The 24262-nt window shown below is 48.9% G+C and carries 16 protein-coding genes, 4 tRNA genes and 3 rRNA genes; 11 read left to right on the top strand and 12 right to left on the bottom strand.

From position 1 onward, the window contains the following. Nucleotides 1-119 precede the first annotated feature (119 nt). Together ACOMHB_RS01370 and rph are read right to left on the bottom strand one after the other, a co-directional pair. Nucleotides 120-2072, bottom strand: a complete 1953-nt coding sequence (locus ACOMHB_RS01370) for a hypothetical protein (protein WP_448215190.1) — start codon at nt 2070-2072, stop codon at nt 120-122. A 359-nt stretch (nt 2073-2431) separates the two neighbouring features. Then, entirely contained in the window at nt 2432-3151 is a 720-nt protein-coding gene (gene rph / locus ACOMHB_RS01375) for a ribonuclease PH (RefSeq protein ID WP_448215191.1), read from the bottom strand. A gap of 318 nt (nt 3152-3469) precedes the next feature. On the opposite strand from rph, the gene ACOMHB_RS01380 reads away from it, so the two are divergent. Beyond that, nucleotides 3470-4333 (top strand): YicC/YloC family endoribonuclease, encoded by an 864-nt coding sequence (locus tag ACOMHB_RS01380; RefSeq protein ID WP_448215192.1) that lies wholly within the window; start codon nt 3470-3472, stop codon nt 4331-4333. Between the two features lie 76 nt (nt 4334-4409). Here ACOMHB_RS01380 and ACOMHB_RS01385 read toward each other — a convergent pair whose 3' ends face one another. The 3 genes from ACOMHB_RS01385 to epmB all read right to left on the bottom strand — a co-directional run bounded on the left by ACOMHB_RS01385 (nt 4410) and on the right by epmB (nt 7622). Next, nucleotides 4410-4664, bottom strand: a complete 255-nt coding sequence (locus tag ACOMHB_RS01385; RefSeq protein ID WP_317144109.1) for a hypothetical protein — start codon at nt 4662-4664, stop codon at nt 4410-4412. Between the two features lie 132 nt (nt 4665-4796). After that, nucleotides 4797-6473, bottom strand: coding sequence for a hypothetical protein (locus tag ACOMHB_RS01390; protein ID WP_448215193.1), 1677 nt, complete (start codon nt 6471-6473; stop codon nt 4797-4799). A 93-nt stretch (nt 6474-6566) separates the two neighbouring features. Further along, nucleotides 6567-7622, bottom strand: coding sequence for an EF-P beta-lysylation protein EpmB (gene epmB / locus ACOMHB_RS01395; protein ID WP_448215194.1), 1056 nt, complete (start codon nt 7620-7622; stop codon nt 6567-6569). Nucleotides 7623-7651: 29 nt separating this feature from the next. Between epmB and efp the strand changes: the two genes are divergently transcribed. The 8 genes from efp to ACOMHB_RS01435 all read left to right on the top strand — a co-directional run bounded on the left by efp (nt 7652) and on the right by ACOMHB_RS01435 (nt 16612). Then, nucleotides 7652-8221 carry an elongation factor P gene (gene efp / locus ACOMHB_RS01400; protein WP_448215195.1) on the top strand — a complete coding sequence of 190 codons (570 nt, stop codon included), beginning with the start codon at nt 7652-7654 and terminating at the stop codon, nt 8219-8221. 117 nt (nt 8222-8338) lie between these two features. Then, nucleotides 8339-9328, top strand: a complete 990-nt coding sequence (gene epmA, locus ACOMHB_RS01405; protein WP_448215196.1) for an EF-P lysine aminoacylase EpmA — start codon at nt 8339-8341, stop codon at nt 9326-9328. A gap of 591 nt (nt 9329-9919) precedes the next feature. Then, nucleotides 9920-11474: ribosomal RNA gene (locus tag ACOMHB_RS01410) — 16S ribosomal RNA — on the top strand. A 141-nt stretch (nt 11475-11615) separates the two neighbouring features. Continuing rightward, a tRNA-Ile gene (locus ACOMHB_RS01415) sits at nt 11616-11692 on the top strand. A gap of 17 nt (nt 11693-11709) precedes the next feature. Further along, nucleotides 11710-11785: transfer RNA gene (locus ACOMHB_RS01420), tRNA-Ala, on the top strand. A 331-nt stretch (nt 11786-12116) separates the two neighbouring features. Then, nucleotides 12117-15209: ribosomal RNA gene (locus ACOMHB_RS01425) — 23S ribosomal RNA — on the top strand. Between the two features lie 203 nt (nt 15210-15412). Beyond that, nucleotides 15413-15528 (top strand): 5S ribosomal RNA (gene rrf / locus ACOMHB_RS01430). The 16S, 23S and 5S rRNA genes sit together here with 2 tRNA genes alongside, the layout of an rRNA operon. Before the next feature lie 271 nt (nt 15529-15799). After that, nucleotides 15800-16612 (top strand): formate/nitrite transporter family protein, encoded by an 813-nt coding sequence (locus ACOMHB_RS01435; protein WP_317144287.1) that lies wholly within the window; start codon nt 15800-15802, stop codon nt 16610-16612. A 100-nt stretch (nt 16613-16712) separates the two neighbouring features. Here ACOMHB_RS01435 and ACOMHB_RS01440 read toward each other — a convergent pair whose 3' ends face one another. Beyond that, nucleotides 16713-17150 carry a hypothetical protein gene (locus tag ACOMHB_RS01440; RefSeq protein ID WP_448215197.1) on the bottom strand — a complete coding sequence of 146 codons (438 nt, stop codon included), beginning with the start codon at nt 17148-17150 and terminating at the stop codon, nt 16713-16715. Nucleotides 17151-17549: 399 nt separating this feature from the next. On the opposite strand from ACOMHB_RS01440, the gene ACOMHB_RS01445 reads away from it, so the two are divergent. After that, nucleotides 17550-18677: an ankyrin repeat domain-containing protein gene (locus tag ACOMHB_RS01445; RefSeq protein WP_448215198.1), complete on the top strand. Its 1128-nt coding sequence runs from the start codon at nt 17550-17552 to the stop codon at nt 18675-18677. A 71-nt stretch (nt 18678-18748) separates the two neighbouring features. Here ACOMHB_RS01445 and radD read toward each other — a convergent pair whose 3' ends face one another. Continuing rightward, nucleotides 18749-20518 (bottom strand): DNA repair helicase RadD, encoded by a 1770-nt coding sequence (radD, locus tag ACOMHB_RS01450; protein WP_448218590.1) that lies wholly within the window; start codon nt 20516-20518, stop codon nt 18749-18751. A 580-nt stretch (nt 20519-21098) separates the two neighbouring features. On the opposite strand from radD, the gene ACOMHB_RS01455 reads away from it, so the two are divergent. After that, nucleotides 21099-21758 (top strand): XRE family transcriptional regulator, encoded by a 660-nt coding sequence (locus ACOMHB_RS01455; protein WP_448215199.1) that lies wholly within the window; start codon nt 21099-21101, stop codon nt 21756-21758. Between the two features lie 86 nt (nt 21759-21844). On the opposite strand, the gene ACOMHB_RS01460 is transcribed toward ACOMHB_RS01455, so the two are convergent. The 5 genes from ACOMHB_RS01460 to ACOMHB_RS01480 form a co-directional block, all read right to left on the bottom strand. Then, nucleotides 21845-21920: transfer RNA gene (locus tag ACOMHB_RS01460), tRNA-Phe, on the bottom strand. Nucleotides 21921-21961: 41 nt separating this feature from the next. Next, nucleotides 21962-22037: transfer RNA gene (locus ACOMHB_RS01465), tRNA-Phe, on the bottom strand. Nucleotides 22038-22183: 146 nt separating this feature from the next. Continuing rightward, complete coding sequence (locus ACOMHB_RS01470) at nt 22184-22402, bottom strand: hypothetical protein (protein WP_317144291.1); 219 nt, start codon at nt 22400-22402, stop codon at nt 22184-22186. Nucleotides 22403-22422: 20 nt separating this feature from the next. Then, nucleotides 22423-22695 (bottom strand): oxidative damage protection protein, encoded by a 273-nt coding sequence (locus ACOMHB_RS01475; RefSeq protein WP_422136221.1) that lies wholly within the window; start codon nt 22693-22695, stop codon nt 22423-22425. Between the two features lie 56 nt (nt 22696-22751). Then, nucleotides 22752-24218: a protein adenylyltransferase SelO gene (locus ACOMHB_RS01480; protein WP_448215200.1), complete on the bottom strand. Its 1467-nt coding sequence runs from the start codon at nt 24216-24218 to the stop codon at nt 22752-22754. Between the last annotated feature and the right edge of the window lie 44 nt (nt 24219-24262).

Consider the following 24262-nt stretch of genomic DNA (forward strand, 5'->3'; position numbering starts at 1 on the left):
GTCGCAAAGAGTGAGTGTTTAATAATTCTATCCTTGCCTCCTGATCTACAGAGAGGAAGGATAGATCAAGAAAATAAGTGTGTTTTTTTTGTCTTTCCCATTAAAGGGCGGGTATCAGTTCAAGGGATGAGGTCATTATCCTGGTTCACATCAACAGGCTTGCGTTTTCGATGAATTCTTTTGTGATTCGAAAGGGCTTTAGCATTCTGACTGACCCACCCGCATGGCCGTGGCTGGCGATCCATCCCGAATACTGTCAGGTTACAGGTTTTTTGTCCGGTGTGGATTCTTTTGTGATTCCACAGAGCTTGTGCATTCGGAAAGACCATTCCGCACGGTCTTGACGGCCCATCCTCGCTGACTAACATTATGTCACAGGTTTTTTGCCCGGTGTGGTATTTGGTTTTGTGATTCGACAGGGCTAGCGCATGCTTGTTGATCTTCCCGCACAGTCGCTGCTGGCCATCTTCCCCGGTAACGGTTGCATCGCAGATTTGTTGACTGCTGTGGACGCAACTTTTGTGATTCGACAGAGCTTTAGCATTCTTGCAGATCATTCCACATGGCAGCGGCTGGTCATCCTCCCCGACGACTATTACGTCACAGGTTTTTTGCCCGCTGTGATACCGGTTTTTGTGATTCGCCATGGATGGAGCATTCTTGCACACCTTCCCGCATGGGTACAGTTGGCCATTCTCTCCGGCCACGGTCGTGTAACAGGTCTGTTGCCCGCTGTGAACTCTGAATTTGTGAGATGCCAATTTTTTGGCATTATTGCAGACCATTTTGCATGGCCGCAGCTGACCATCTTCCCCGATGACTCTTACGTCACAGGTTTTTTGCCCGGTGTGATATTGGTTTTTGTGATTCGCCATGGCTTGAGCATTTTTGCACACCTTCCCGCATGGGTAAAGCTGGCCATCCTCTCCAACCAGGTTGACATAACAGGTTTGTTGCCCAGTGTGGACGTACCTTTTGTGATTCGACAGGACTTGTGCATTCTGGCAGACCATTCCGCATGGCCGCAGCTGGCCAGCTTCCCCGACGACTCTTACGTCACAGGTTTTTTGCCCGGTGTGATATTGGTTTTTGTGATTCGACAGGACTTGAGCATTCTTGCACACCTTCCCGCATGGGTAAGGCCGACCATCCTCTCCAAACACGTTGACATAACAGGTTTGTTGCCTGGTGTGGACGTACCTTTTGTGACTCGACAGGGCTTTAGCATTCTGGCAGACCATTCCGCATGGCTCAAGCTGACCATCCTCCCCGACTAAAGTTAAGTCGCAGGTTTTTTGCCCGGTGTGGTATTTGCTTTTGTGAGAAAGAAGTGATTTTTTATTCTTGGAAACCCTCCCGCATTGTCGCAGCTGGCCGTCATCTCCTATCAGAATCACGTTGCAGGTTGCTTGTCCGACAGGGGGAGTTGTATCGGCTGCCTCTGAAACCATTGAGTTTGAGGCAACCCCATCTGAGGCGACCCCGTTTACGCTATTGGATGGGTCGGAAGATTGTCGGAATCGACAAACATCGTCACAGGGATAGACAAAACAATTTAAACCCAAGGTATGGAAGGATTGTCCAGGGTCTTCATTACCGCCGCCAGTGTCAGAATACAGTAGGCCGCTGTAATAGCCTGTAATATGAGTAGTGGCCTGTGAGGTATTCTGGCCCGGTGATTGTGATGACTGATATTGTGGTTGGTCCTGTTCAGTGCCAGGCATCATAGTGGTGATCGCAAACGGGGGATTTTGACCCGTCTCCTGTCCTTCAATTGGGTTAAACAGCGATGAGTCGGGGTTCCAATAGTTTTTTAAAAGCCAGCCGACAGTGATAACCGCTTCTAGAAGCAGCCATGAATAAGGGGTTGGGCACTGAGAGGTTTTTTTTATCCAGTAACTGTCAGGTTTGTGTCGTTTTTTATCAGTCTGTGAATCGGGTTCTGTATAGCCGTTTGTGTCGGCAATCTCAGACGGGTTGCCTGACAATGTTCGTCGGTCAAGCTTTATCAAAAAGTTCTGGTTTGAAAAATCTGCATTCCGTTCAAGCTCGATAACAAAATGTTTTGTCAAGGGTTTAGCCTGGCAGATGACAGACAACGTCAGTAACAGCAGTGCCAAAAAGAGTAAGTGTTTAATAATTCTATCCTTACCTTCTGGTTAACAGAGAGGAAGGATAGATCAAGAAAATAAGTGTGTTTTTTGTGTCTTCACTCATGAAAGGGCAGATGTCAGTCGCAGGGCTTGGGAAATCATCCCGGTTCACATCAAAAGGTCTTGCCCTTTCGATGTGCTCTTTTGTGATTCGACAGGATTTTTGCATTCTCGCAGACTGTCTCGCATTTAACAGATAGCTGCCAGGCTGTCGGTTATCAATATCCTTTCGTCCCATCGGGTTGTGCCAGACCGGCAGGCGGTCTGGATCAAGCGGTTTATTCTGCCAGAGCCTCTTTCTGCAGGTTAACCAGGTCATTAATGCCTGCTTTAGCCAGAGCTAACATGGCTGTCATCTCGTTTTGACTGAACGGTGCTGCTTCAGCGGTACCCTGAATTTCAATGAAACCACCCTCTTCTGTCATGACAACGTTCATATCGGTTTCAGCGTTGGAGTCTTCCGGATAATCCAGATCAAGAACCGGGCTGCCTTTGTAAATACCTACAGAAACAGAAGCAATCAACTGAAGGAATGGATCATTCTTGATGATCTTTTTCCTTTGCATATGGCGGATCGCATCAACAAGAGCCACGCAGGCACCGGTAATAGAGGCTGTACGGGTACCACCGTCTGCCTGGATAACATCACAGTCGATGGTGATGGAATTCTCGCCCAGTTTTTTCAGGTCAACAGCAGCACGCAGTGAGCGGCCAATGAGACGCTGAATTTCCAGAGTGCGGCCACCCTGCTTGCCTCTGGCGGCTTCGCGGCCCATGCGATCTGTGGTTGATCGGGGCAGCATACCGTATTCGGCGGTCACCCAGCCTTGTCCGGAACCTTTAAGAAATCGGGGGACTGACCTGTCGACAGACGCTGTGCAGATCACTTTGGTGTTGCCAAACTCAACCAGCACTGATCCTTCAGCGTGCATGGTGTACTCACGAGTGATTTTGATGTTGCGTAACTGATCCGCAGTTCTTCCACTAGGACGCCGCATTGTCTTACCTTCTACCGCCGGGAATATTAAAAGCGGAATTATAACCAACGCCGACGTTGGGCTCTATGTTTGCCATAAAATAACCATTAATGGCCGGAAGTTGATCGAGGCTTGATACTGCTTGCTGTTGATGTATCCTGCAACACCGGACCACAAACTTTCGCTCTGAAAAAATACCGGGTGGTTCCCGTTCTGCTTCCTGATCCGGGTTGATCAGGATTCCGACATCTTCAAAGGCGGCACTCGGGGCGGTTGCTTTTCAGTGCAGTAATTTATGCTCAGCCGATGTGGCTGACGGTTCTTTTTACAGGGATACTTATGACTTCCAGTATGACGGCATTTGCCCGCACTCAGGTCCAGGAGGGCTGGGGCAGTCTGGTGTGGGAAATTCGTTCAGTCAATCATCGCTACCTGGAGCCTCATTTTCGTCTGCCAGAAGCTGTCAGGGAACTAGAACCTGCATTGCGAGAAGCATTGAGAAAGCATCTGCACAGGGGTAAGGTCGAATGTTCATTAAAGCTGCAACTGGCAGAAGGTCAGCAGCAGATGAACGTCAATGAATCGGCCCTGGAAGCTCTGCAGTCAGTGGTCAACAAAGTTGAAACCTACTTCATCAATGCTTCCGGCGTAAATCCTCTGGAGGTCTTGCAATGGCCCGGCATTATGGACAATGAAGAGACCAATATGGCTTCGGTTCATGCGGCGGTTATCAAAGCCTTTGAAGAGGCTCTGATACAGCTGTCGGATTTCCGTCGCAGAGAAGGGGGCGAGTTGGAGAAGTTCATCCGTTTAAGGCTGCAAGGCGTGACCGAAGAAGTAGAGAGCGTGCGTTCTGTTCTCCCTGATTTGTTGGAGTCCCAAAGACAAAAAATCATGGATCGTCTGAAAGAAGCCAAGGCTGAACTGGACCCGGATCGACTGGAACAGGAATTAGTGTTTCTGGCTCAGAAAATGGATGTCGATGAAGAGCTGGATCGTTTGTCGACCCATGTTTCTGAAGTTAAACACACCCTGGGCAAGAAAGGAGCTATCGGGCGCCGACTTGACTTCCTGATGCAGGAACTCAACCGGGAAGCCAATACGCTGTCCTCAAAATCCATCAACGCAGGTCTGACACAAAGTGCCGTTAATCTTAAGGTGTTGATTGAGCAGATGCGGGAACAGGTTCAGAATATCGAGTGAATTGTTCTGGTATCAGTTTTGAACATCGTTAAGTGCTAACCATGGCGCCTCCTGCGTTCTGGCGACGGTGGAAGTGTCACTCAGACGACATCTTTTTAATTTTATCCATCGATATCGATTGCCAGTACGGGCAACCGGTGTATCGCCAGTTTTGAATGACGCCTTTGGAAGAAGTAGTAAACGACTGTCGACAAGTGCTCATCAGGTAGGCTGAGCCCCAGTTAGAGACCCAGCTATAAACTTTATTACCATTCTTCAGTTCCAGCATGGAACTGGGGGCTCCCCAATTACTGATGGCTTCTTCTACGTGGTGGCCGTGCCAGGAATCCATGACCTCCTGAGTGGTGCTACAGCCTGTCAGAAGGAAGATGAATGGTAGTACATATTGCAAAGAATGGTTGCTGAACACTTTATTGCCCCTGCTTCGATCTTCAGGGTTGAATCGAAAAAAGTATAGAAGCGATCAGTACTGATCTTCCAGCAGCCGAAATTTGAACTGTCTATAGCCTGGTGAACTGGAGATGCATTCCAGCAGTTGTCCTTTTCGGATTTTGTCTCCCTGAAGCAGAGTGAATTTCAGTCCACTTTTGAATGAGACCCTGGGCGTTATCAGGGTGGGCATATCATTCACGGCTGGCATGACCGGTAGAAGGAAAGCTCTCTGATAGTGACTGGTGTCCATGTTTTTTTTCAGAGGCGTAAGCGCACAGGGTTTTGTTGAGGCAGACAGAAGTTCCAAACCTATGAGCAGATCTTTTTGATTATTCACCTGAACCCAACGGACTGCGGCCAGTAACCAGTTTTGCTGGCCGGTTTCCCTGACGGCCAGAAGCTCCCCGGTTCGCAGTTGGCGTTCAAGATCACCACTGGTGCTCAGGCAGTAACCCCCTGCGCAGGTATTGATGATCGAGCAATCATAGACGGGATAGAGAGAGCCCTGATTGCCTGAGCGGGTAAATTGAATGGGTGAAGTGCTCGTGGACATCTTTGTATCTTCATCCGTATGGGTGTCATGGGCTTCGGACCAGGCATCACTACTGTCATTGGAAGAGAAGCTACTCATACCGGATTGGTTATGGGCGATATGTCCGGAAACCATTTCATCAAACGACTGCTGGCCGTGCAGGAAATAATGAACAGCGCTGAAGCCAAAGCAGATTTCACAGCTGTCTGAGCTTGTCTGACGTTGGTGTTTTCGTTGCCCGGGAAGGCTCCATGCAGCTGCCAGATGATCAATGACCCGTTTTGTCAGAGCTCCGGGTTTTTCTTCCGAGACCGATTCGCTCAGCTTTTTGAGGTGCGCGGTCAGCAGCCTGGAATCCAGAGCCATAAGGTGATCATTTTTTTCTCCTTCCAATAGAGAGCTGAAGAGCAGCCCTTCATCGGAATCCAGATTGACCACAAAGTGCGACCGGCTATTTTCAACCGGCTCGAGTTTGCTGTGCGGTGCCCAGAGACAGAGGGCCTTGAAAATCTGTCGGATTTCCTGAGGTCTCAGCTGGTTGGATCGGGAGCGACTGAGTAGCAATGCACGCTTATACAGATCTGAAAGAGACAGTTTTCTGGCCTTGGTAGTGATGGCATCCTCTAGGCTGAAAGTGTCCAGATTTTGTGTGCGGGCAGTAAAGTACAGGGTGTGCATTTCCAGCCACACCCGCTCGGGAGCAGGTCGATAATACTCACAGGTAAAGAGCAGAATGGAGGCACTTTCAGTCAGTGAGCGGTGCAATGCGGCGCCCAGAGGGCTGGAAGCATCCTCCTGGTTCTGGCTGCTGCGCACAATCACTTTGTAGACTCTCAGCAGTCTGAGCAGCAGTTTCAGACAATTATCGTATTCTACCTGCTGAGCATCGTTAAAAGTGATGATATCTTTCAGAACCTGATTCTGACTCTGATGAACCAGAAAATAAACGACGGGTCTGAATTGCTCAACCAGAGACCACTGAAGAGAAGGCTGTACTTTGAGGCGAGCCAGCTCTTCCAGTGCCTGCCCTATTGATTTAAACGACAAAGATCTATCAATTTTAGGCAGCTCACTGAGCCATTGATGAACTCCGTGCACATCGGTCTGGCTGAACGATAAAGTGTTCAGGCTCTGAGACGGGAGCTGCAGCGGAATCCTTTCGTTCTGCGCGTCCATGAAATCATCCTGATTGTCTGCCTGTTAAAAATCCTTTAGGACCATTTCTTATATTAAGATCACGGGCTTAAAGAATCCAGCGTGACAGACAGGCTAATTAACCGGTATGGGGGTTTTGCTGGCTTCTCCTGCTACTTCTTTGACCAGCCTGGGGACCAGGTAACCCGGACATTTCTGCATCAGCTCGTTAACGAGCACTTTGGCTCTTTCTTCCGTTACGTCAAAGTGGGCGGCACCCTGAACCCGGTCCAGAAGATGCAGGTAATAGGGTAGAACTCCGGCATTGAACAGGGTGTGACTCAGATCGGCCAGTGATCCGGAGTCATCATTGATGCCTTTAAGCAGCACCGTCTGGTTCAATACTGTTGCACCCGCTTGTCTCAGCTTTTGCAGCGCTCGTTCAACCTGTTCATCGATCTCATTGGCGTGGTTGCAGTGAATCACCATAACGGGTTTCAGCCTTCCGCCACAAAACCAATGAAGCATTTCTTTGGTGACTCTCTGGGGAATAACAATAGGCAGTCGGGTATGAATTCGAAGCGTTTTCACATGGGGTATATCGGACAGTGTCTCTACCATACGAGCAAGGCGACTATCCGTGGTAGCCAGTGGATCTCCGCCACTTAATATGACCTCATGAATACTGTTCTGAGTGCGAATGTATTCTATCGCCTGCATCCAGTTGTCTCCGCCCAGCCGGTTGTCCTCATAAGGGAAATGTCGCCGAAAGCAGAAGCGGCAGTTTATGGCACAGGCTCCGCTGATAATCAGAAGCAGTCTTCCCTGATATTTATGAATAATGCCCTCGGTCGGGTTCTGAGACTGTTCTGCGAGAGGGTCGAGACTGAACCCACTGACTTCCTCACACTCTTCACCCAGAGGCAGAACCTGTCTGAGCAAAGGATCGTACTGGTCACCCCGGGTCATCCGATCTATAAAAGGACGTGGAATCCGCATACGAAAAGACTTGTCGCTTTTGATGGCCCCCGGCAACAAAGTGTCTGGAAGATTCAGAATGTTGAGCAATACTTCAGGGTCGGTGACTGAATCAGCCAGCACTTTTTTCCAGTTGTCTGGTTGCTCTTCAGGAAGCATAAAACGGGTTGATAGCTTGTCAGTATGCACACCGTCCTCGTAACGGGTTATCATAGGGGTTTTCATTTTGCTGGTAGTGTCCGATGGCTAGTTATAGTACCAACGAATTTCGTTCAGGTCTCAAAGTGATGCTGGAAGGTGATCCCTGCGTCATCATTGAAAACGAGTTTGTAAAACCGGGTAAAGGTCAGGCCTTTAACCGCGTCAAGTTCCGCAACCTGATGAGCAACCGTGTCTGGGAGCGTACCTTCAAGTCTGGTGAAAGCATCGAAGCGGCAGACGTGATGGACTATGACATGGAGTACCTCTACACCGACGGTGAATTCTGGCACTTCATGATGACTGACGGTTCTTTCGAGCAGCACGCTGCCAGCAAGGAAGCCGTGGGGGATACTCTCGATTGGCTCAAGGAGCAGGAAGTATACACCGTAACCCTTTACAACGGATCTCCTCTTTCTGTGAGCGCACCTAATTTCGTAGAACTGGAAGTCATTGAAACCGATCCGGGCCTGAAAGGTGATACTGCCCAGGGCGGCTCCAAGCCAGCCAAGCTAAGTACTGGCGCTTCCGTGAAGGTGCCTTTGTTTATCACTGAAGGTGAAGTTCTGAAAATCGATACCCGAACTGGTGAGTATGTGGGTCGTGTGAAGTAATTGACCGTTACCTCCAGCCTTTGGCTGGAGGGCTTCTGCATCGTGCGCCGCTGTAATTGTTTGTGTCCCTCTGACAGCTAGCATGTGACTCATTTCGACCAATGGAGTATGACTTGCATGTCATCCGATAACTGGAAGCCCTCTGCCTCAATCTCGACACTGCAAGAAAGAGCCCGGCTGTTCACCAGAATTCGGCAATACTTCGACGAGCAGCAAGTCATGGAAGTGGATACGCCCATGCTTTCTGCCAGCGCGACTGTGGATCTTCATATCGACAGTTTTGTCACTACCTTTTTACCTATCGGTGAGGGGGGGGAGCAAACCTGCTACCTGCATACATCACCCGAGTTTCCAATGAAAAGGCTTTTGGCTGCGGGAAGTGGTGATATTTATTCTCTGGGTCGAGTGTTTCGTAATGGAGAGGCAGGCGGGCGCCATAATCCTGAATTCACGATGCTTGAATATTACCGACTCGGAATGGATTCGCACCAGTTAATGGATGATATGACCTCACTCCTGTCTTCAGTGACAGCTTTTAAAGAGATAGAGAGAGTCAGTTATGGGGGCATTTTTCACGAAAAACTGGGACTGAATCCTCATGGGGCAACAGATGAGGCGCTTTCTGATCTGGTTAAAAAGCATGTCGATGAGGCACTCTCAGGCCTGGAAAGAAATGATTGTCTTGATCTGTTGTTTTCAAAGAAGATTGAACCGGAGCTCGGTGTCGGTGAGGCCGGTGAGCTTAATGGCGTTTACGTCTACGACTACCCAGCCAGTATGGCTGCTCTGGCGAAGCTTCATACAAATGATCAAGGGGACCGGGTGGCAGCACGATTCGAGCTTTTTGTTAACGGTGTTGAACTGGCCAATGGTTACCACGAACTGACCCATGCTGAAGAGCAGCAGATGCGTTTCAAAACGGAGCAGGCTAATCGTAGAGAACTGCGCAGACCAGTTTACCCTTACGATCATCATCTTGTTGAAGGCTTGAGGTCAGGTATGCCCGATTGCGCTGGTGTCGCTATGGGGCTTGATCGCCTCCTGATGTTAATGCTGAACAAAAAGAAAATTGCAGATGTCGTTGCGTTCGATTTCTTCAGGGCCTGAGCAAACAGATCGTCAAGCCGGTTTTCAAGCGACATTTGTCGTTGGAATGATTGGGTGCCTGAATAGCACTATTGAGTATTAGGTATTAATCCTCTGTTGCCATAGTCGGTTTCAGACGTATAATTCATTCTACTTATCAGGCGCAATATTCCATTACTGGCAGACGGCATTGCAATCAATAAAATATTGGTTGACAGTCTGGTTTGGCGGTGTAGAATGCGCCGCCGCTGAACAGGAAAAACAACACTGATTAATCATAAGTGTTTGTCAGTTTAGCGGTTTGGAAAGCCACTTTGACTCCTTGGCAAAGACAAGGCTTGACAACAAAAACGGTCGCGGTAAGATAGCGGCCTCGCTGAACAGCGCTGACCGCTGAATCAGCCGGTTAAAACCTTCTTGTTTTAATCCAGTTCTTTAACAAATTATCAGACAATTCGTGTGGGCGCTTGTGCGAATGGCATCGGTCAGCAGAGCTTTGCTCTGAAATGATTTAAATGCTGATCAAGCAAGCGAACATACCTGTAATTCATGTACGTTTAATTGCAAATGATTGAGCAGCGGACTGTTTTCGGACAGGAAGCAAAACGATTTAAACTGAAGAGTTTGATCATGGCTCAGATTGAACGCTGGCGGCAGGCCTAACACATGCAAGTCGAGCGGTAACAGAACTAGCTTGCTAGTTGCTGACGAGCGGCGGACGGGTGCGTAACACGTAGGAATCTGCCCGGTAGTGGGGGATAGCCCGGAGAAATCCGGATTAATACCGCATACGCCCTAAGGGGGAAAGCAGGGGCCCCGTTCTTTTTTAAAGAGCGGACCTTGCGCTATCGGATGAGCCTGCGTCGGATTAGCTGGTTGGTGGGGTAAAGGCCTACCAAGGCGACGATCCGTAGCTGGTCTGAGAGGATGATCAGCCACACTGGGACTGAGACACGGCCCAGACTCCTACGGGAGGCAGCAGTGGGGAATATTGCACAATGGGCGCAAGCCTGATGCAGCCATGCCGCGTGTGTGAAGAAGGCCCTAGGGTTGTAAAGCACTTTCAGCGAAGAGGAAAGGTTCAAGGTTAATACCCTTGAGCTGTGACGTTACTCGCAGAAGAAGCACCGGCTAACTCCGTGCCAGCAGCCGCGGTAATACGGAGGGTGCGAGCGTTAATCGGAATTACTGGGCGTAAAGCGTGCGTAGGCGGCTTGTTAAGTTGGATGTGAAAGCCCCGGGCTCAACCTGGGAACGGCACCCAAAACTGGCAAGCTAGAGTGCGGAAGAGGAGTGTGGAATTTCCTGTGTAGCGGTGAAATGCGTAGATATAGGAAGGAACACCAGTGGCGAAGGCGACACTCTGGTCTGACACTGACGCTGAGGTACGAAAGCGTGGGGAGCAAACAGGATTAGATACCCTGGTAGTCCACGCCGTAAACGATGTCTACTAGTCGTCGGGGATCTTGCATTTCTGGTGACGCAGCTAACGCGATAAGTAGACCGCCTGGGGAGTACGGCCGCAAGGTTAAAACTCAAATGAATTGACGGGGGCCCGCACAAGCGGTGGAGCATGTGGTTTAATTCGAAGCAACGCGAAGAACCTTACCTGGCCTTGACATCCTGCGAACCTTTTAGAGATAGAGGGGTGCCTTCGGGAACGCAGTGACAGGTGCTGCATGGCTGTCGTCAGCTCGTGTCGTGAGATGTTGGGTTAAGTCCCGCAACGAGCGCAACCCTTATCCTCAGTTACCAGCACTTCGGGTGGGCACTCTGGGGAGACTGCCGGTGACAAACCGGAGGAAGGTGGGGACGACGTCAAGTCATCATGGCCCTTACGGCCAGGGCTACACACGTGCTACAATGGTGCATACAGACGGTTGCCAAGCCGCGAGGTGGAGCTAATCTGAGAAAGTGCATCGTAGTCCGGATTGGAGTCTGCAACTCGACTCCATGAAGTCGGAATCGCTAGTAATCGTGAATCAGAATGTCACGGTGAATACGTTCCCGGGCCTTGTACACACCGCCCGTCACACCATGGGAGTGGGTTGCTCCAGAAGTAGCTAGCTTAACCTTCGGGAGAGCGGTTACCACGGAGTGATTCATGACTGGGGTGAAGTCGTAACAAGGTAGCCCTAGGGGAACCTGGGGCTGGATCACCTCCTTAAACGACGACCGACCTTCCATAAGCGTTCACACGAATTGTTTGATAACACCAACGACGAAAGTCGTCTGGTGTTGTTTTGTTCTTTAAAAAAGTGTGTTTAATGAATCGGTTGTTTTAGCATTGCGCTGAACCAGCAGGATTGGGTCTGTAGCTCAGTTGGTTAGAGCGCACCCCTGATAAGGGTGAGGTCGGCAGTTCGAGTCTGCCCAGACCCACCAATCATGATTCGGAATATGGGGCTATAGCTCAGCTGGGAGAGCGCCTGCTTTGCACGCAGGAGGTCAGCGGTTCGATCCCGCTTAGCTCCACCATTAATCCGAACGACTCATTCATTAAGCGTATTTTGCTTCATTGTCCCCTTCTTTAACAGAAAGCGGACAATGCGATCTTTAACAATGTGGAATCCAAACTTAAATTAAGCTGAGTTGATTTAAAAGACGTGAGTCTTTTAATGAAATTCTTGCTGAGACACTCTCAAGTGTAGGGCGTTCAGTTGTCAGTGGTCAGTTAACAGTGGCCAGTGATGAACTGAAGATCGTTAAGGTAGTTATTGCCTATAACCATCAGTTGCCACGAATCGACTGACCACTGGTCACCGACAACTGACAACTGAGATCTCGAAGAGATCGCTTTGGGTTATATGGTCAAGTGACTAAGCGTACACGGTGGATGCCTTGGCAGTCAGAGGCGATGAAGGACGTGGTAATCTGCGAAAAGTCTTGGGGAGCCGATAAACAGGCGTTGATCCAGGAATGTCCGAATGGGGAAACCCACTCACACAAGTGAGTATCCTTAACCTGAATACATAGGGTTCAGGAGGCGAACCCGGGGAACTGAAACATCTAAGTACCCGGAGGAAAAGAAATCAACCGAGATTCCCCCAGTAGCGGCGAGCGAACGGGGAGTAGCCCTTAAGCAATTTTTGGTTTAGCGGAACACTCTGGAAAGTGTGGCCATAGTGGGTGATAGCCCCGTACGCGAAAAGCCAGTGATTGTGAAATCGAGTAGGACGGCACACGTGAAATGTTGTCTGAACATGGGGGGACCATCCTCCAAGGCTAAATACTCCTGACTGACCGATAGTGAACCAGTACCGTGAGGGAAAGGCGAAAAGAACCCCGTTGAGGGGAGTGAAACAGAACCTGAAACCGTGTACGTACAAGCAGTGGGAGTCAGTGGTCAGTTGTCAGTTGTCAGTTGCCAGTAGGCAAGCGACAGCAGATGACTGATTACCAGGTCGTCAAGTTGGAAAATACGGGCAGATTTGCAGAGGTGTTGAAATTGACGCTGAACAAAACTGACCACCGACAACTGACAACTGGCCACTGATGACTGCGTACCTTTTGTATAATGGGTCAGCGACTTATTTTCTGTGGCAAGGTTAACCGTATAGGGAAGCCGTAGCGAAAGCGAGTCTTAACAGGGCGTCCAGTCGCAGTGAATAGACCCGAAACCGGGCGATCTATCCATGAGCAGGTTGAAGATCAGGTAACACTGATTGGAGGACCGAACCCACTGTCGTTGAAAAGCCAGGGGATGACTTGTGGATAGGAGTGAAAGGCTAATCAAGCCCGGAGATAGCTGGTTCTCCTCGAAAGCTATTTAGGTAGCGCCTCGTGTCTCACCATCGGGGGTAGAGCACTGTTTGGGCTAGGGGGCCATCCCGGCTTACCAACCCCATGCAAACTCCGAATACCGATGAGTGCAATCACGGGAGACACACGGCGGGTGCTAACGTCCGTCGTGGAAAGGGAAACAACCCAGACCGTCAGCTAAGGTCCCAAAGTAATAGTTAAGTGGGAAACGATGTGAGAAGGCCCAGACAGCCAGGAGGTTGGCTTAGAAGCAGCCACCCTTTAAAGAAAGCGTAATAGCTCACTGGTCGAGTCGGCTCGCGCGGAAGATGTAACGGGGCTCAAACTATTCACCGAAGCTACGGGGTTCAGTGGTCAGTTTTCAGTGGTCAGTTGTCAGTATGAGTAGACTGACAACCGACCACTGAAAACTGACCACTGCAACCGGTAGAGGAGCGTTCTGTAAGCCGTCGAAGGTCAACCGGAAGGTGGGCTGGAGGTATCAGAAGTGCGAATGCTGACATGAGTAACGATAAAGGGAGTGAGAGGCTCCCTCGCCGGAAGACCAAGGGTTCCTGCGCAACGCTAATCGGCGCAGGGTGAGTCGGCCCCTAAGGTGAGGTCGAAAGACGTAATCGATGGGAAACAGGTTAATATTCCTGTACCCCTTTTGACTGCGATGGAGTGACGGAGAAGGCTAGGCCGGCAGGGCGATGGTTGTCCCTGTTTAAGGTCGTAGGCTGTGGACTCAGGCAAATCCGGGTCCACAAAGCCGAGAACTGATGACGAGCCCACCAAGGTGGGGAAGTGGTTGATGCCAGGCTTCCAGGAAAACCTTCTAAGCACCAGGTCAAAAGGGACCGTACCCGAAACCGACACAGGTGGTCAGGTAGAGAATACCAAGGCGCTTGAGAGAACCTGGGTGAAGGAACTAGGCAAAATGGCACCGTAACTTCGGGAGAAGGTGCGCCGCTGCCGGTGACCGGACTTGCTCCGTAAGCTGGCGGTGGTCGAAGATACCAGGTGGCTGCGACTGTTTATTAAAAACACAGCACTGTGCTAACACGTAAGTGGACGTATACGGTGTGACGCCTGCCCGGTGCCGGAAGGTTAATTGATGCTGTTATCGCAAGAGAAGCGGTTGATCGAAGCCCCGGTAAACGGCGGCCGTAACTATAACGGTCCTAAGGTAGCGAAATTCCTTGTCGGGTAAGTTCCGACCTGCACGAATGGCGTAACGATGGCCACGCTGTCTCCACCCAGGACTCAGTGAAATTGAAATCGCTGTTAAGATGCAGTGTATCCGCGGCTAGACGGAAAGACCCCGTGAACCTTTACTACAGCTTCACAGTGGATCTTGATGTTGCTTGTGTAGGATAGGTGGGAGGCTTTGAAGTGTGGACGCCAGTCTGCATGGAGCCAACCTTGAAATACCACCCTGGCAATATTGAGGTTCTAACCCAGGTCCTTTAGCAGGATCGGGGACATTGTGTGGTGGGTAGTTTGACTGGGGCGGTCTCCTCCCAAAGAGTAACGGAGGAGCACGAAGGTTGGCTAAGCACGGTCGGACATCGTGCGGTTAGTGTAATGGTACAAGCCAGCTTGACTGCGAGAGGAACATCTCGAGCAGGTACGAAAGTAGGTCATAGTGATCCGGTGGTTCTGAATGGAAGGGCCATCGCTCAACGGATAAAAGGTACTCCGGGGATAACAGGCTGATACCGCCCAAGAGTTCACATCGACGGCGGTGTTTGGCACCTCGATGTCGGCTCATCACATCCTGGGGCTGAAGCCGGTCCCAAGGGTATGGCTGTTCGCCATTTAAAGTGGTACGCGAGCTGGGTTTAGAACGTCGTGAGACAGTTCGGTCCCTATCTGCCGTGGACGTTGGAAGTTTGAGGAGAGCTGCTCCTAGTACGAGAGGACCGGAGTGGACGAACCACTGGTGTTCGGGTTGTGTCGCCAGACGCATTGCCCGGTAGCTAAGTTCGGACGGGATAACCGCTGAAAGCATCTAAGCGGGAAGCCCCCTTCAAGATGAGACTTCCCTGGCCGCAAGGCCCATAAGAGACGTTGAAGACTACGACGTTGATAGGCGGGGTGTGTAAGCGTTGTGAGGCGTTGAGCTAACCCGTACTAATGACTCGAGAGGCTTGACCATATAACGCCAAAGCGATTTGCGCAGCGAAGCTGCCAGCAAAAGCTGGAAGCTTGAAGCCGTACACAGTGAACGAGAGTGTTGAGCAAGAATAGGCGACACAGCTTAAAAGAGATTTGGATTCCAGAGCCTTAGTTTTCGAGAAACAGCTTCAAGCCTCCAGCTTAAAGCTTCCAGCTCGAGAGCCAACGGCTCGACCAGTTTTGCCTGGTGACCATAGAGTGTTGGAACCACCCGATCCCATCCCGAACTCGGAAGTGAAACGACACATCGCCGATGGTAGTGTGGGGCTTCCCCATGTGAGAGTAGGTCATCGCCAGGCATTGAATAAAGCAGAACCCCGGTTGAGAGATTGACCGGGGTTTTTGTTTAATCGTATCCCATTACTCTCAAAACTTTTTCCTTCTTTGGTGCATGTTCACACAAAATGCACCGATTCACTTCTTTCCCATCAACTATTTTCTTCAGGTACTTGCCATCCTGTAAATAGTTAACTTATTAAAAATCAAATTGTTAAGTGATAAATCAAAAGACAGGCATCTTTTTTGCTGTGCAGGACTCGACGAATAATAAAATTAGCGAGATGGAATTATATGGCTTATATCGAACCCGATCAGTTTGTCAAAAAAATGGTGGACTCCGGTGAGTCAAAGATCTTTATGTCAACCAAAGATACTTTTATTCGAGCCTTCATGGCAGGAGCTATTCTGGGATTGGCGGCTATCTTTGCCATTACAGTGACTATCAATACTGGCTCACCGCTGATCGGAGCTCTGTTGTTCCCGATTGGTTTTATCATGTTGTATCTCATGAAATTTGACTTGTTGACCGGCGTCTTCACCCTGGTTCCTCTGGCGTTAATTGATAAACGACCCGGTGTGGATATGCGAGGGCTTCTCAGGAATTGGGGTCTGGTATTTCTAGGGAATTTTGCCGGAGCACTGACTACTGCTTTCTTTGTGTCGTTTATTTTGACCTATGGCTACAGCATTGATGGTGGAGCCATAGCTGCGAAAGTCTCCGCCATTGGTGAGTCGAGAACATTGGGCTATCAGGAGCATGGTCTTGCAGGTTGGTTAACGATTTTTGTTCGGGGAATGCTCTGTAACTGGATGGTATCAATGGGGGTTGTCGGCGCCATGATCTCAACGTCTGCAGGTGCAAAGATGGTGGCCATGTGGATGCCTATTATGCTGTTTTTCTTCATGGGCTTCGAGCACTCTATTGTCAATATGTTCCTTTTTCCCTTCTCAATGATCATGGGTGGTGAGTTTACTGTGATGGATTACCTGATCTGGAATGAACTGCCTACCGCTCTGGGGAATCTGGTAGGAGGTTTCCTTTTGGTTGGCCTGCCACTTTATTTGACCCATGTAAGAACCAGCCCGGAGCGAGGACTGGCTTAACGTATCAGAGTGACTGCCTCTCTTACATAAAGAGGTAGTCACAAAAGTTGTCTTGAGAAAAAAGAAAAGAACGGAAGGAATTTTACGTGGTGGCTCAGGTTTATTGCCGGGGCTCTGTAACCGCAACGCTCTCAAGAAAATCCATGATAGTCTGAACATCCTCCAGTTCACCCTCCTCATTCCAGAGCACTGCGATGGAACCTGCCCGGAAGCTCACCCTGACAGCGGAAGCAGGTAATTTGGAGAGCTTTTCAGAGTCGACTCTGGTGTTTTCAGACCAGCGTCCATCGGCTTTTTCCAGAACGATAAGGGGATCATTATCTTCAGTCAAAGACACAGTGGAATACTCAAGCCATGGGCTCTGCTCGATAATGGCAGATTCAGGTAAAAGGTCTTTGTCTTTGATTTCCCGACAGGTAAAGCCAGACAAGATGGCTTTGTTTCTAAGCTTCATACGACGCCTGTCTGACTTAGAAGGCAGGAGCCACATGAAGTTACCAATAATAACCAGAGCAATGAGTGCGATTATCCAGATCATGTCATTATTCTACTGTAGCGTTTTTCTTCTAGTTGCCATGAAAAGCATTTGGATTTTTCGGTTACAGGTTTGATAACCCAATACTAATGCCCATAGCAAATGTCTATGGGCAGGGATAGTACCATAAGGAATTAAAATAAGTTACTGACCAGCAGCAGGACTGATTTGTACCTACGTTCAGTAAGTCCCACCTGTGTTCTGTATCACTGACAGAGTCGATTAAATCAGATTCAGGAGCGTGATAATAGATTGATTTCTCTACGATTACTCCAGCTGTGAGCCCTATCAGCGGATCTGATTCATTATCCGGATTAAAGTAAAAAAAGTAAGGATACCGTTGAACTTTATAAAAAAATAATAATCCAGGGGTTATATGAAATTAAAAAATGGAGAAGACAGATGATAGCCACTGGAGAAGCACCCAATAGCAATATTCTTGAGAATCACAGCCTGCTTGGTAGAAGCAATTCAGCTCAAGGACAACAGAACAGTGAGACACGGACCTGTTCCTGGGCTCAGCATAAAGTTAACAAATTGCATCTGAAATTAAGAGGACCAGGTTCAGCATTAATGAAAGCAGCCAAACACAACGATACTAAGCTGATCAGCTATATCATTGACAGGCACCCGACCTCTTTACAACTTTGCTTGAAGCAAAAAAATCGAAATCCGGCCATTCAGGCGGCAGTCCATGGTAATACGGAAGCATTCCAATTGTTAATTAACTATGGAGCATCACCGGATACAGTATTGGCGAGTGAGAGCTATGAAAAAGGAGAAGGTAACCTCCCCCGACTATTTGTTCGCAGTGGCAGGCACTCTAGTTATTCGCCTGCTGATTTCACATCAAAAATAATGAAGGTGTTACTGGAAAACAATCAAATCAACGTTAATAGCGTCAATTGTATTCAAGATTTTACTGGAGGTATGTCCATGACACCAATGGAATTAGTAAACAGCCAGGTAGGAGCAAAAAACAGAGGCGTAATCAGTGAATTACTTGCCAGCGATCCCAGAACCCGGGTAAATACAAAATTAGCATTTGAGTACTTAGGGCCTTTTAAATCTTCCTTTCATATTGAATTTCCTCCTGAACTTTCATTTTATATAACGCGTGAAAGAAAGATCTCTGTTAGCCTTATCGGTCAGGCCATATTGTTAAATAACCCTCATTTAGCACTTACACTACTTGACCGCCCGGATCTGGATCCCGGTAAACCCGATGGAACAGTCGAAAACCTGCTGATTATTTTCTTTAATAAATTAGCAAAGGGCTTGTTTTATAATCTGGGAGATCCTCTGAGAAAAAAAATGATTGCATCCGAAGAATTTCGCAGGCAGATCCTGAACTGTGACTCATTGTTAGCCAAGAGACGATTCATCTTACTCTTATCTATGGATTTCAAAAGCAGGAATATCCAACACATCGAAGAACTTAGTCGGCTTAATCGCGATGAATTAAACACGCGCATCAGACATGAACTCTCTCAATATGACATAAGAGAATCTGTCGAAAGAGAGGTTTAGTCTGATTATTGCTGTCATAAATGTCTGGCTTCAGGCACCTTCATAATAGTTTTAGAGTATGAGGTGGCGGGTTACTCGGCCTCATAAGCCTTTCGGTAATGGCCCTCATAATCAAAGAGCTTATCAACGACCGACCAGTAGTGTTTCTCTTTTCTGGCAATCACGAAGTCTGGTTTGCGGAATTTCTTTTGTTGACTGATGACGGAGTCGACTGACTTTGCCCTAAAGGGCTCAGCACGATTAATCAGGGCATGTTTGCCAAAGTGATGATAAAAAGCACCTTGTTGTGCAGCGGTGTCCAGACGGAAATACTCGCTGACTTCAGCTCCGTCTTCATCGTAGTAGGTGATTTTGATTCTGGGGTGATTTCCTCCGGAGTCAGATTCCATCGTCATACCGGAGCAACGAAGGACCATACAGTCTTTCAGGTTAAGGGCATCTCGCAGTTTTTGATCCGGATCAACCAGTGTTTTTCTGCATTGATGACATTTTCTCGCGGCAATGTCGTTTTCTGCACCGCATTCTTGACACTCCTTGAAACGATAGCGGAAATCGCATCGAACGATTTGACCTTCAAACGTTTCAACGCCCTGGCAACGGCGACCATAGTGCTCGATCAGATCACCGTCATCATCGACAATGCCCCAGAAGCTGTTCTCATGGCCACAGGCAGGGCAGGGAACTGTCACCGGAACGGATTGGGAGTCTGGCTTTGGACTACCTACTTCAGGGCTGAACAGATCATAGCGATTGCCGGCAAAATCTATAACCAGACAATCTTTCTTGCCTCTTGCCAAACGTAGCCCACGGCCCACAATCTGTTGATAAAGGCTGACAGACTCGGTGGGGCGAAGAATAGCGATCAGATCAACATGGAGGGCGTCGAAGCCGGTAGTTAAGACCGAGACGTTGACCAGATATTTGATCTTCTGAGCCTTGAAAGCCTGAATCAGGTTATCGCGTTCCTGAGTAGCCGTGTCACCAATGATCAAAGCGGATTCAGATTCTGGCAGATAGCCCATTATTTCCCGGGCATGGTCCACGGTAGAAGCGAAGATCATGATACCTTTTCTGTTTTCCGACGCTTTCAGAACCTGATTGATGATCTGTTGTGTCGCCCGCCCTTTGCCTTTGAGCAGCGTGTTCAGATCAGCTTCGCTATAGCGACCAAAACGGTCCCTTGATAAAAGACTGAAGTCGTAAAAAACAACAGGAGCATCAATCAAGGTTGCCGGTGTCAGATAGTTGTTTTTGATCATGTACGACAACGGAAGTTCATAAATGCAGCTTTTGAAAAATCGCTTTTCTGCCGTTCGCAGGGTGCCTTTTTGGTTTCCGGGCAGGTAATGCTGATAAATCCAACCCATGCCAAGCCGGTAGGGCGTTGCCGTTAATCCCAGTATTTTCAGCTTTGGATTGAGCTTTTGAAGGTACTCGATAATCTTGTGATAACTGGAGGTTTTCTCCAGAGAAACCCGATGACACTCATCTATGACCAGCAACGTGAAGTCCTCGTCATTAAACTGATCCAGGTTTCTAACGACAGACTGAACACTGCCAAACACAACCTGCTCAGTAGCCTCTTTCCTGCCCAGCCCGGCACTGAATATGGAAGCTTTCAGCTCATAGCTTTCGTATTTGACATGATTCTGTTCAACCAGCTCTTTGACATGAGCCAGAACCAGGACCCGGCCACGGGCAATGCGTCCCAGCTCACTGATGACCAGGCTCTTGCCAGCACCTGTAGGGAGTACCACAAGGGCAGGGTCGTCACTGTTGCGAAAGTGCTGTATCACTCTGGAAACAGCGTCTTGTTGATAAGGGCGTAGCTGGAAAGTCATTGGCTGATTATATCGGTCCTTTGGTGACACTCCCCGCCTTGTCAGGCGAAGCTTCTGACTTCACAGGCTACAGCCAGTCTATAGCGACTGGACTTACACAGAAGCCTCCATCAGCAGTAACCGGGTGCCCCTCGGTTATTTATTGGTCTTTTGTTTGATTTGCCGCAGCCTTAACGGGTCACTCAGGTATGGGCTCGTCTGGTTCTTCAAGGGCGGTTGGGCAGTTTTCTCTGCCTTAATTTTTTGTTAACAGTGCTTGGTTTTCGTCACCGTGAGTCTCTGCATAGAGACAGACCGATGGAAAATATAACCAACCACGAACAAATACTCAACCGGAACGCTCTGCGTTCCCGTCTTATATCCCCGCCCGATTGAGGGTGTCGCGAAAGGTTAATTAAAACGCTTCAAGCTTCAAACCGTCATCTCCGCGAAGGCGGGAACGACGATCTTGATATATCCTGCTGACCATACCCTTTTACGACACCCTCTTCAGGGCGGGGAGGATGTCAACTGTGTACGTTTAATCAGATCTGCTGTTGTATAATTGCCCTTTTATTCTTATTCCAGGACAAAACAGAGTATGGCAAACGCTTTCGCGCGTCGATTCCAGTTGATAGTTGATCGTCTGGCAAAGGGAAACAAAAAGCAGTTTGCCGAAATGACAGGCAAATCCGCCTCTCACATCTATAAAATCTGTCGGGGTACAAGCCGCCCTTCCATGGCCTATCTGGAAAGTCTCTATGATGAGTTTCGGGTCGACCTGAACTGGTTGCTGACTGGCAATCAAAACGACAGTGGACAAATATCTGATACTAAAGAAAGTAAAGAAATTGTCTTCGCTCCTATGTTTGATGTACAGGCCAGTGCAGGAATGGGTTCAGCTGTTCAGGGTGAAGAAGTCAGCGATTATTTTGCTTTCAATAAAACCTTTCTGAGCCGACAATTGGGCGTTTCCGGTGAAAGTCTGGCATTTGTCACCATCAGCGGTGACAGTATGCTGCCCACCTTTCAGGACGGAGATCAGGTGTTGGTGGATCTGTCCCGGAGATCAGTCCATAGTGAAGCTGTCTACCTTATTCAAACCGAAGATGGTTTGATGGCCAAGCGGGTAAAACAGGTGCAGCATGAACTGAAAATAACCAGTGATAACCCTGAATATCCCCGTTGGAATATGGATCTGAAAAAGGTGGAAGAGAATCCAGTTGTGGGCAAGGTCATCTGGTGTGCCAGGGCGGTCTGAGTAGCGCTTCAGAGGTACACTATTAATCTGTAAATTTTTTCGGCGCACAAAAAAAGGGTTACAATTACTCGTAACCCTTTTATATATGGTGCCTAGGGGCGGAATCGAACCACCGACACGCGGATTTTCAATCCGCTGCTCTACCAACTGAGCTACCCAGGCCAGACTGCTTTTCGACTTAATAGCACCATCGTGAAGATCGATGGTGCCTAGGGGCGGAATCGAACCACCGACACGCGGATTTTCAATCCGCTGCTCTACCAACTGAGCTACCCAGGCGTTTCATGCAATCATGTGCGAGGCGTATTAAACGGATTTCACCCCTCTGAGTCAAGTCGGCTACAACGATTTTCCGTCTTTTGAACAAAAAAATTGGGTTGGATCAATAGATTAGAGATGTAACGCAGCAGACAGAGCTTGCTTTGTCATTGAAAAACGACATAGTCTGCCAATTCTTCCAGAGATTCCAGTTCCGCTATTTCTTCAATCGGTGCCTGCCCTTTTTCTTCCTTGTAAGTCTGATAGGCCCGGGTATCTACAACAATGTCGCCATTTTCTTCCTGAAAGAGGACGGAGTGGTCGCTGATAGCAGAGAGGATCTGCTTCTTTTTGTTGTTAGAGATGGAAATGTCTTTGATGTTCATGGTAGAGGCTCCTAATCAGTTTACTTCTGCTCAGGCACAAAACCATCGGCGGTATCATAATCTTCACCGGCGAAAAACTTATCCATCTGTTCGGTCAGGTATTTGCGGGTTTCAGGGTCCAGCAAGTTGAGGTGTTTCTCGTTAATCAGGCGAGTCTGGTGGGCTTGCCATTCGCTCCAGGCTGTCTGGGAAACGTTCTCATAAACCCACTGGCCTTTGGGTCCGGGCAGAGGTGGTACAGCAAGACCTTCGGCTTCTTTTTTGAGTTTTACACAATGTACGGTACGAGCCATGGGTATCCTCATTTTCTTAATCAGTAACAGGTTGGAATGGTATAGCAAACTATCCGTCAGGACGAGCAGCTGACTTCCAGCTTTTTACCCCACTCAGGGGGCTTTTGAGCATAATGTTCCAGATCAGGGTGCTCATCATAGGGGGACTGCAACACTGTCATCAGTTGTTCAATCTCGCCGTAATCCCCTTGTTCTGCCTTCTCGATAGCAGCCTGGGCGAGATAGTTTCGCAGAATGTATTTGGGGTTAATTTGCTTCATACGTTGGTGGCGCAGCTGCTCTGGCTCGGAGTTTTGAGAAACTCTTTCATCATAGCGTTGCAGCCATTGTCCGAGCGGCTCAGATTCGCTGCATAAAGCAACGAATGCGGATACTCCCTGACCCACATGGTAATCAGACAAGGTTCGGAAAAACAGGGTGTAGTCCACATGTTGTTCATGGAGCAACTGCAGAAGATCCTTGATCAGATCTGAGTCTTTGGGGTCTTCTTCCAGGAGTCCCAGCTTTTCACTCATCAATGACAGGTATCTGTCAGAGTAAAGTGCAGGATAGGTGTCCAGTATTTTTTGCAGAGCGGATACATCGTCGAGCAGAGGCACCAGGGCCTGTGCCAGTCGGCCACAGTTCCAGTAACCGATATCAGGTTGCTGGCTGAAGGCGTAGCGACCGGAGTGATCAGAGTGGTTACAGATGAAGTGCCAGTTGAAATCATCCTGAAAGCCGAAAGGTCCGTAATCAAAAGTTTCGCCGAGGATACTCATGTTGTCGGTGTTCATCACCCCGTGCGCAAAACCGTTAGCCTGCCAAAGGGCAATCATTTCAATGGTTTTTTCTACCACCGTTTTGAAAAATAAACTGTATTTGTCGTTTTTATCGGAACACTCGGGAAAGTAGTTCTCAATGGTAAATTCGGCCAGAGTTTCAAGGGCATCGTATTGTTTGCTGTAGTAGAAATACTCAAAGTGACCGAAACGGATATGAGTTTTTGCCATTCGCAGCAGGGTAGATCCGCGTTCCTCAGTTTCACGGTAAACCGGAGTGTCGCTGGTCACCACACAAAGGGCGCGGGTGGTCGGGATGCCCAGGTGAAACAGAGCCTCAGAGGCCAGGTATTCTCGAATGCAGGAACGTAGAACGGCCCGACCATCTCCAAATCGGGAATAGGGCGTCATACCTGCCCCTTTCAAGTGGAGATCCCAGCTTTCACCCTGTTTGTTGGTCACTTCCCCGAGAAGCAAGCCTCGTCCGTCACCCAGCTGTGGATTGTAGCTGCCAAACTGATGTCCGGAGTAGATCATTGCCAGAGGATCGGAACCTTTCAGAGTTTTTAAGCCTCCAGCCACCTGGGTCAACTGTTCTTTGCAGGTGTCACTCAGCTCAAGATCTAACAGATCAGCGGCTCGCTGACTGACGGCTACTAACTTTGGATTATCCAGAGGCGTGGCCTGAAGACGGGTGTAGAACACGTCAGGCAGCTGGCCAAAGCGGTTGTTAAAGTTGAGCTGATCCAGGCTTGTTCTCATTCAGGATTTTCCATACATCAGAGGACGGAAATGCCACCACTCCC

The organism is Endozoicomonas sp. 2B-B (assembly GCF_053470045.1).

Bases quoted from the DNA above. Each gene is read 5' to 3' on its own strand.
- epmB (WP_448215194.1), bottom strand. From the start codon at position 7,622: ATGATAACCCGTTACGAGGACGGTGTGCATACTGACAAGCTATCAACC.
- efp (WP_448215195.1), top strand. From the start codon at position 7,652: ATGGCTAGTTATAGTACCAACGAATTTCGTTCAGGTCTCAAAGTGATG.
- ACOMHB_RS01385 (WP_317144109.1), bottom strand. From the start codon at position 4,664: ATGGATTCCTGGCACGGCCACCACGTAGAAGAAGCCATCAGTAATTGG.
- ACOMHB_RS01390 (WP_448215193.1), bottom strand. From the start codon at position 6,473: ATGGACGCGCAGAACGAAAGGATTCCGCTGCAGCTCCCGTCTCAGAGC.
- ACOMHB_RS01440 (WP_448215197.1), bottom strand. From the start codon at position 17,150: ATGATCTGGATAATCGCACTCATTGCTCTGGTTATTATTGGTAACTTC.
- ACOMHB_RS01435 (WP_317144287.1), top strand. From the start codon at position 15,800: ATGGCTTATATCGAACCCGATCAGTTTGTCAAAAAAATGGTGGACTCC.
- ACOMHB_RS01480 (WP_448215200.1), bottom strand. From the start codon at position 24,218: ATGAGAACAAGCCTGGATCAGCTCAACTTTAACAACCGCTTTGGCCAG.
- ACOMHB_RS01470 (WP_317144291.1), bottom strand. From the start codon at position 22,402: ATGAACATCAAAGACATTTCCATCTCTAACAACAAAAAGAAGCAGATC.
- ACOMHB_RS01475 (WP_422136221.1), bottom strand. From the start codon at position 22,695: ATGGCTCGTACCGTACATTGTGTAAAACTCAAAAAAGAAGCCGAAGGT.
- ACOMHB_RS01380 (WP_448215192.1), top strand. From the start codon at position 3,470: ATGACTTCCAGTATGACGGCATTTGCCCGCACTCAGGTCCAGGAGGGC.
- epmA (WP_448215196.1), top strand. From the start codon at position 8,339: ATGTCATCCGATAACTGGAAGCCCTCTGCCTCAATCTCGACACTGCAA.
- ACOMHB_RS01445 (WP_448215198.1), top strand. From the start codon at position 17,550: ATGATAGCCACTGGAGAAGCACCCAATAGCAATATTCTTGAGAATCAC.
- radD (WP_448218590.1), bottom strand. From the start codon at position 20,518: ATGACTTTCCAGCTACGCCCTTATCAACAAGACGCTGTTTCCAGAGTG.
- ACOMHB_RS01455 (WP_448215199.1), top strand. From the start codon at position 21,099: ATGGCAAACGCTTTCGCGCGTCGATTCCAGTTGATAGTTGATCGTCTG.
- rph (WP_448215191.1), bottom strand. From the start codon at position 3,151: ATGCGGCGTCCTAGTGGAAGAACTGCGGATCAGTTACGCAACATCAAA.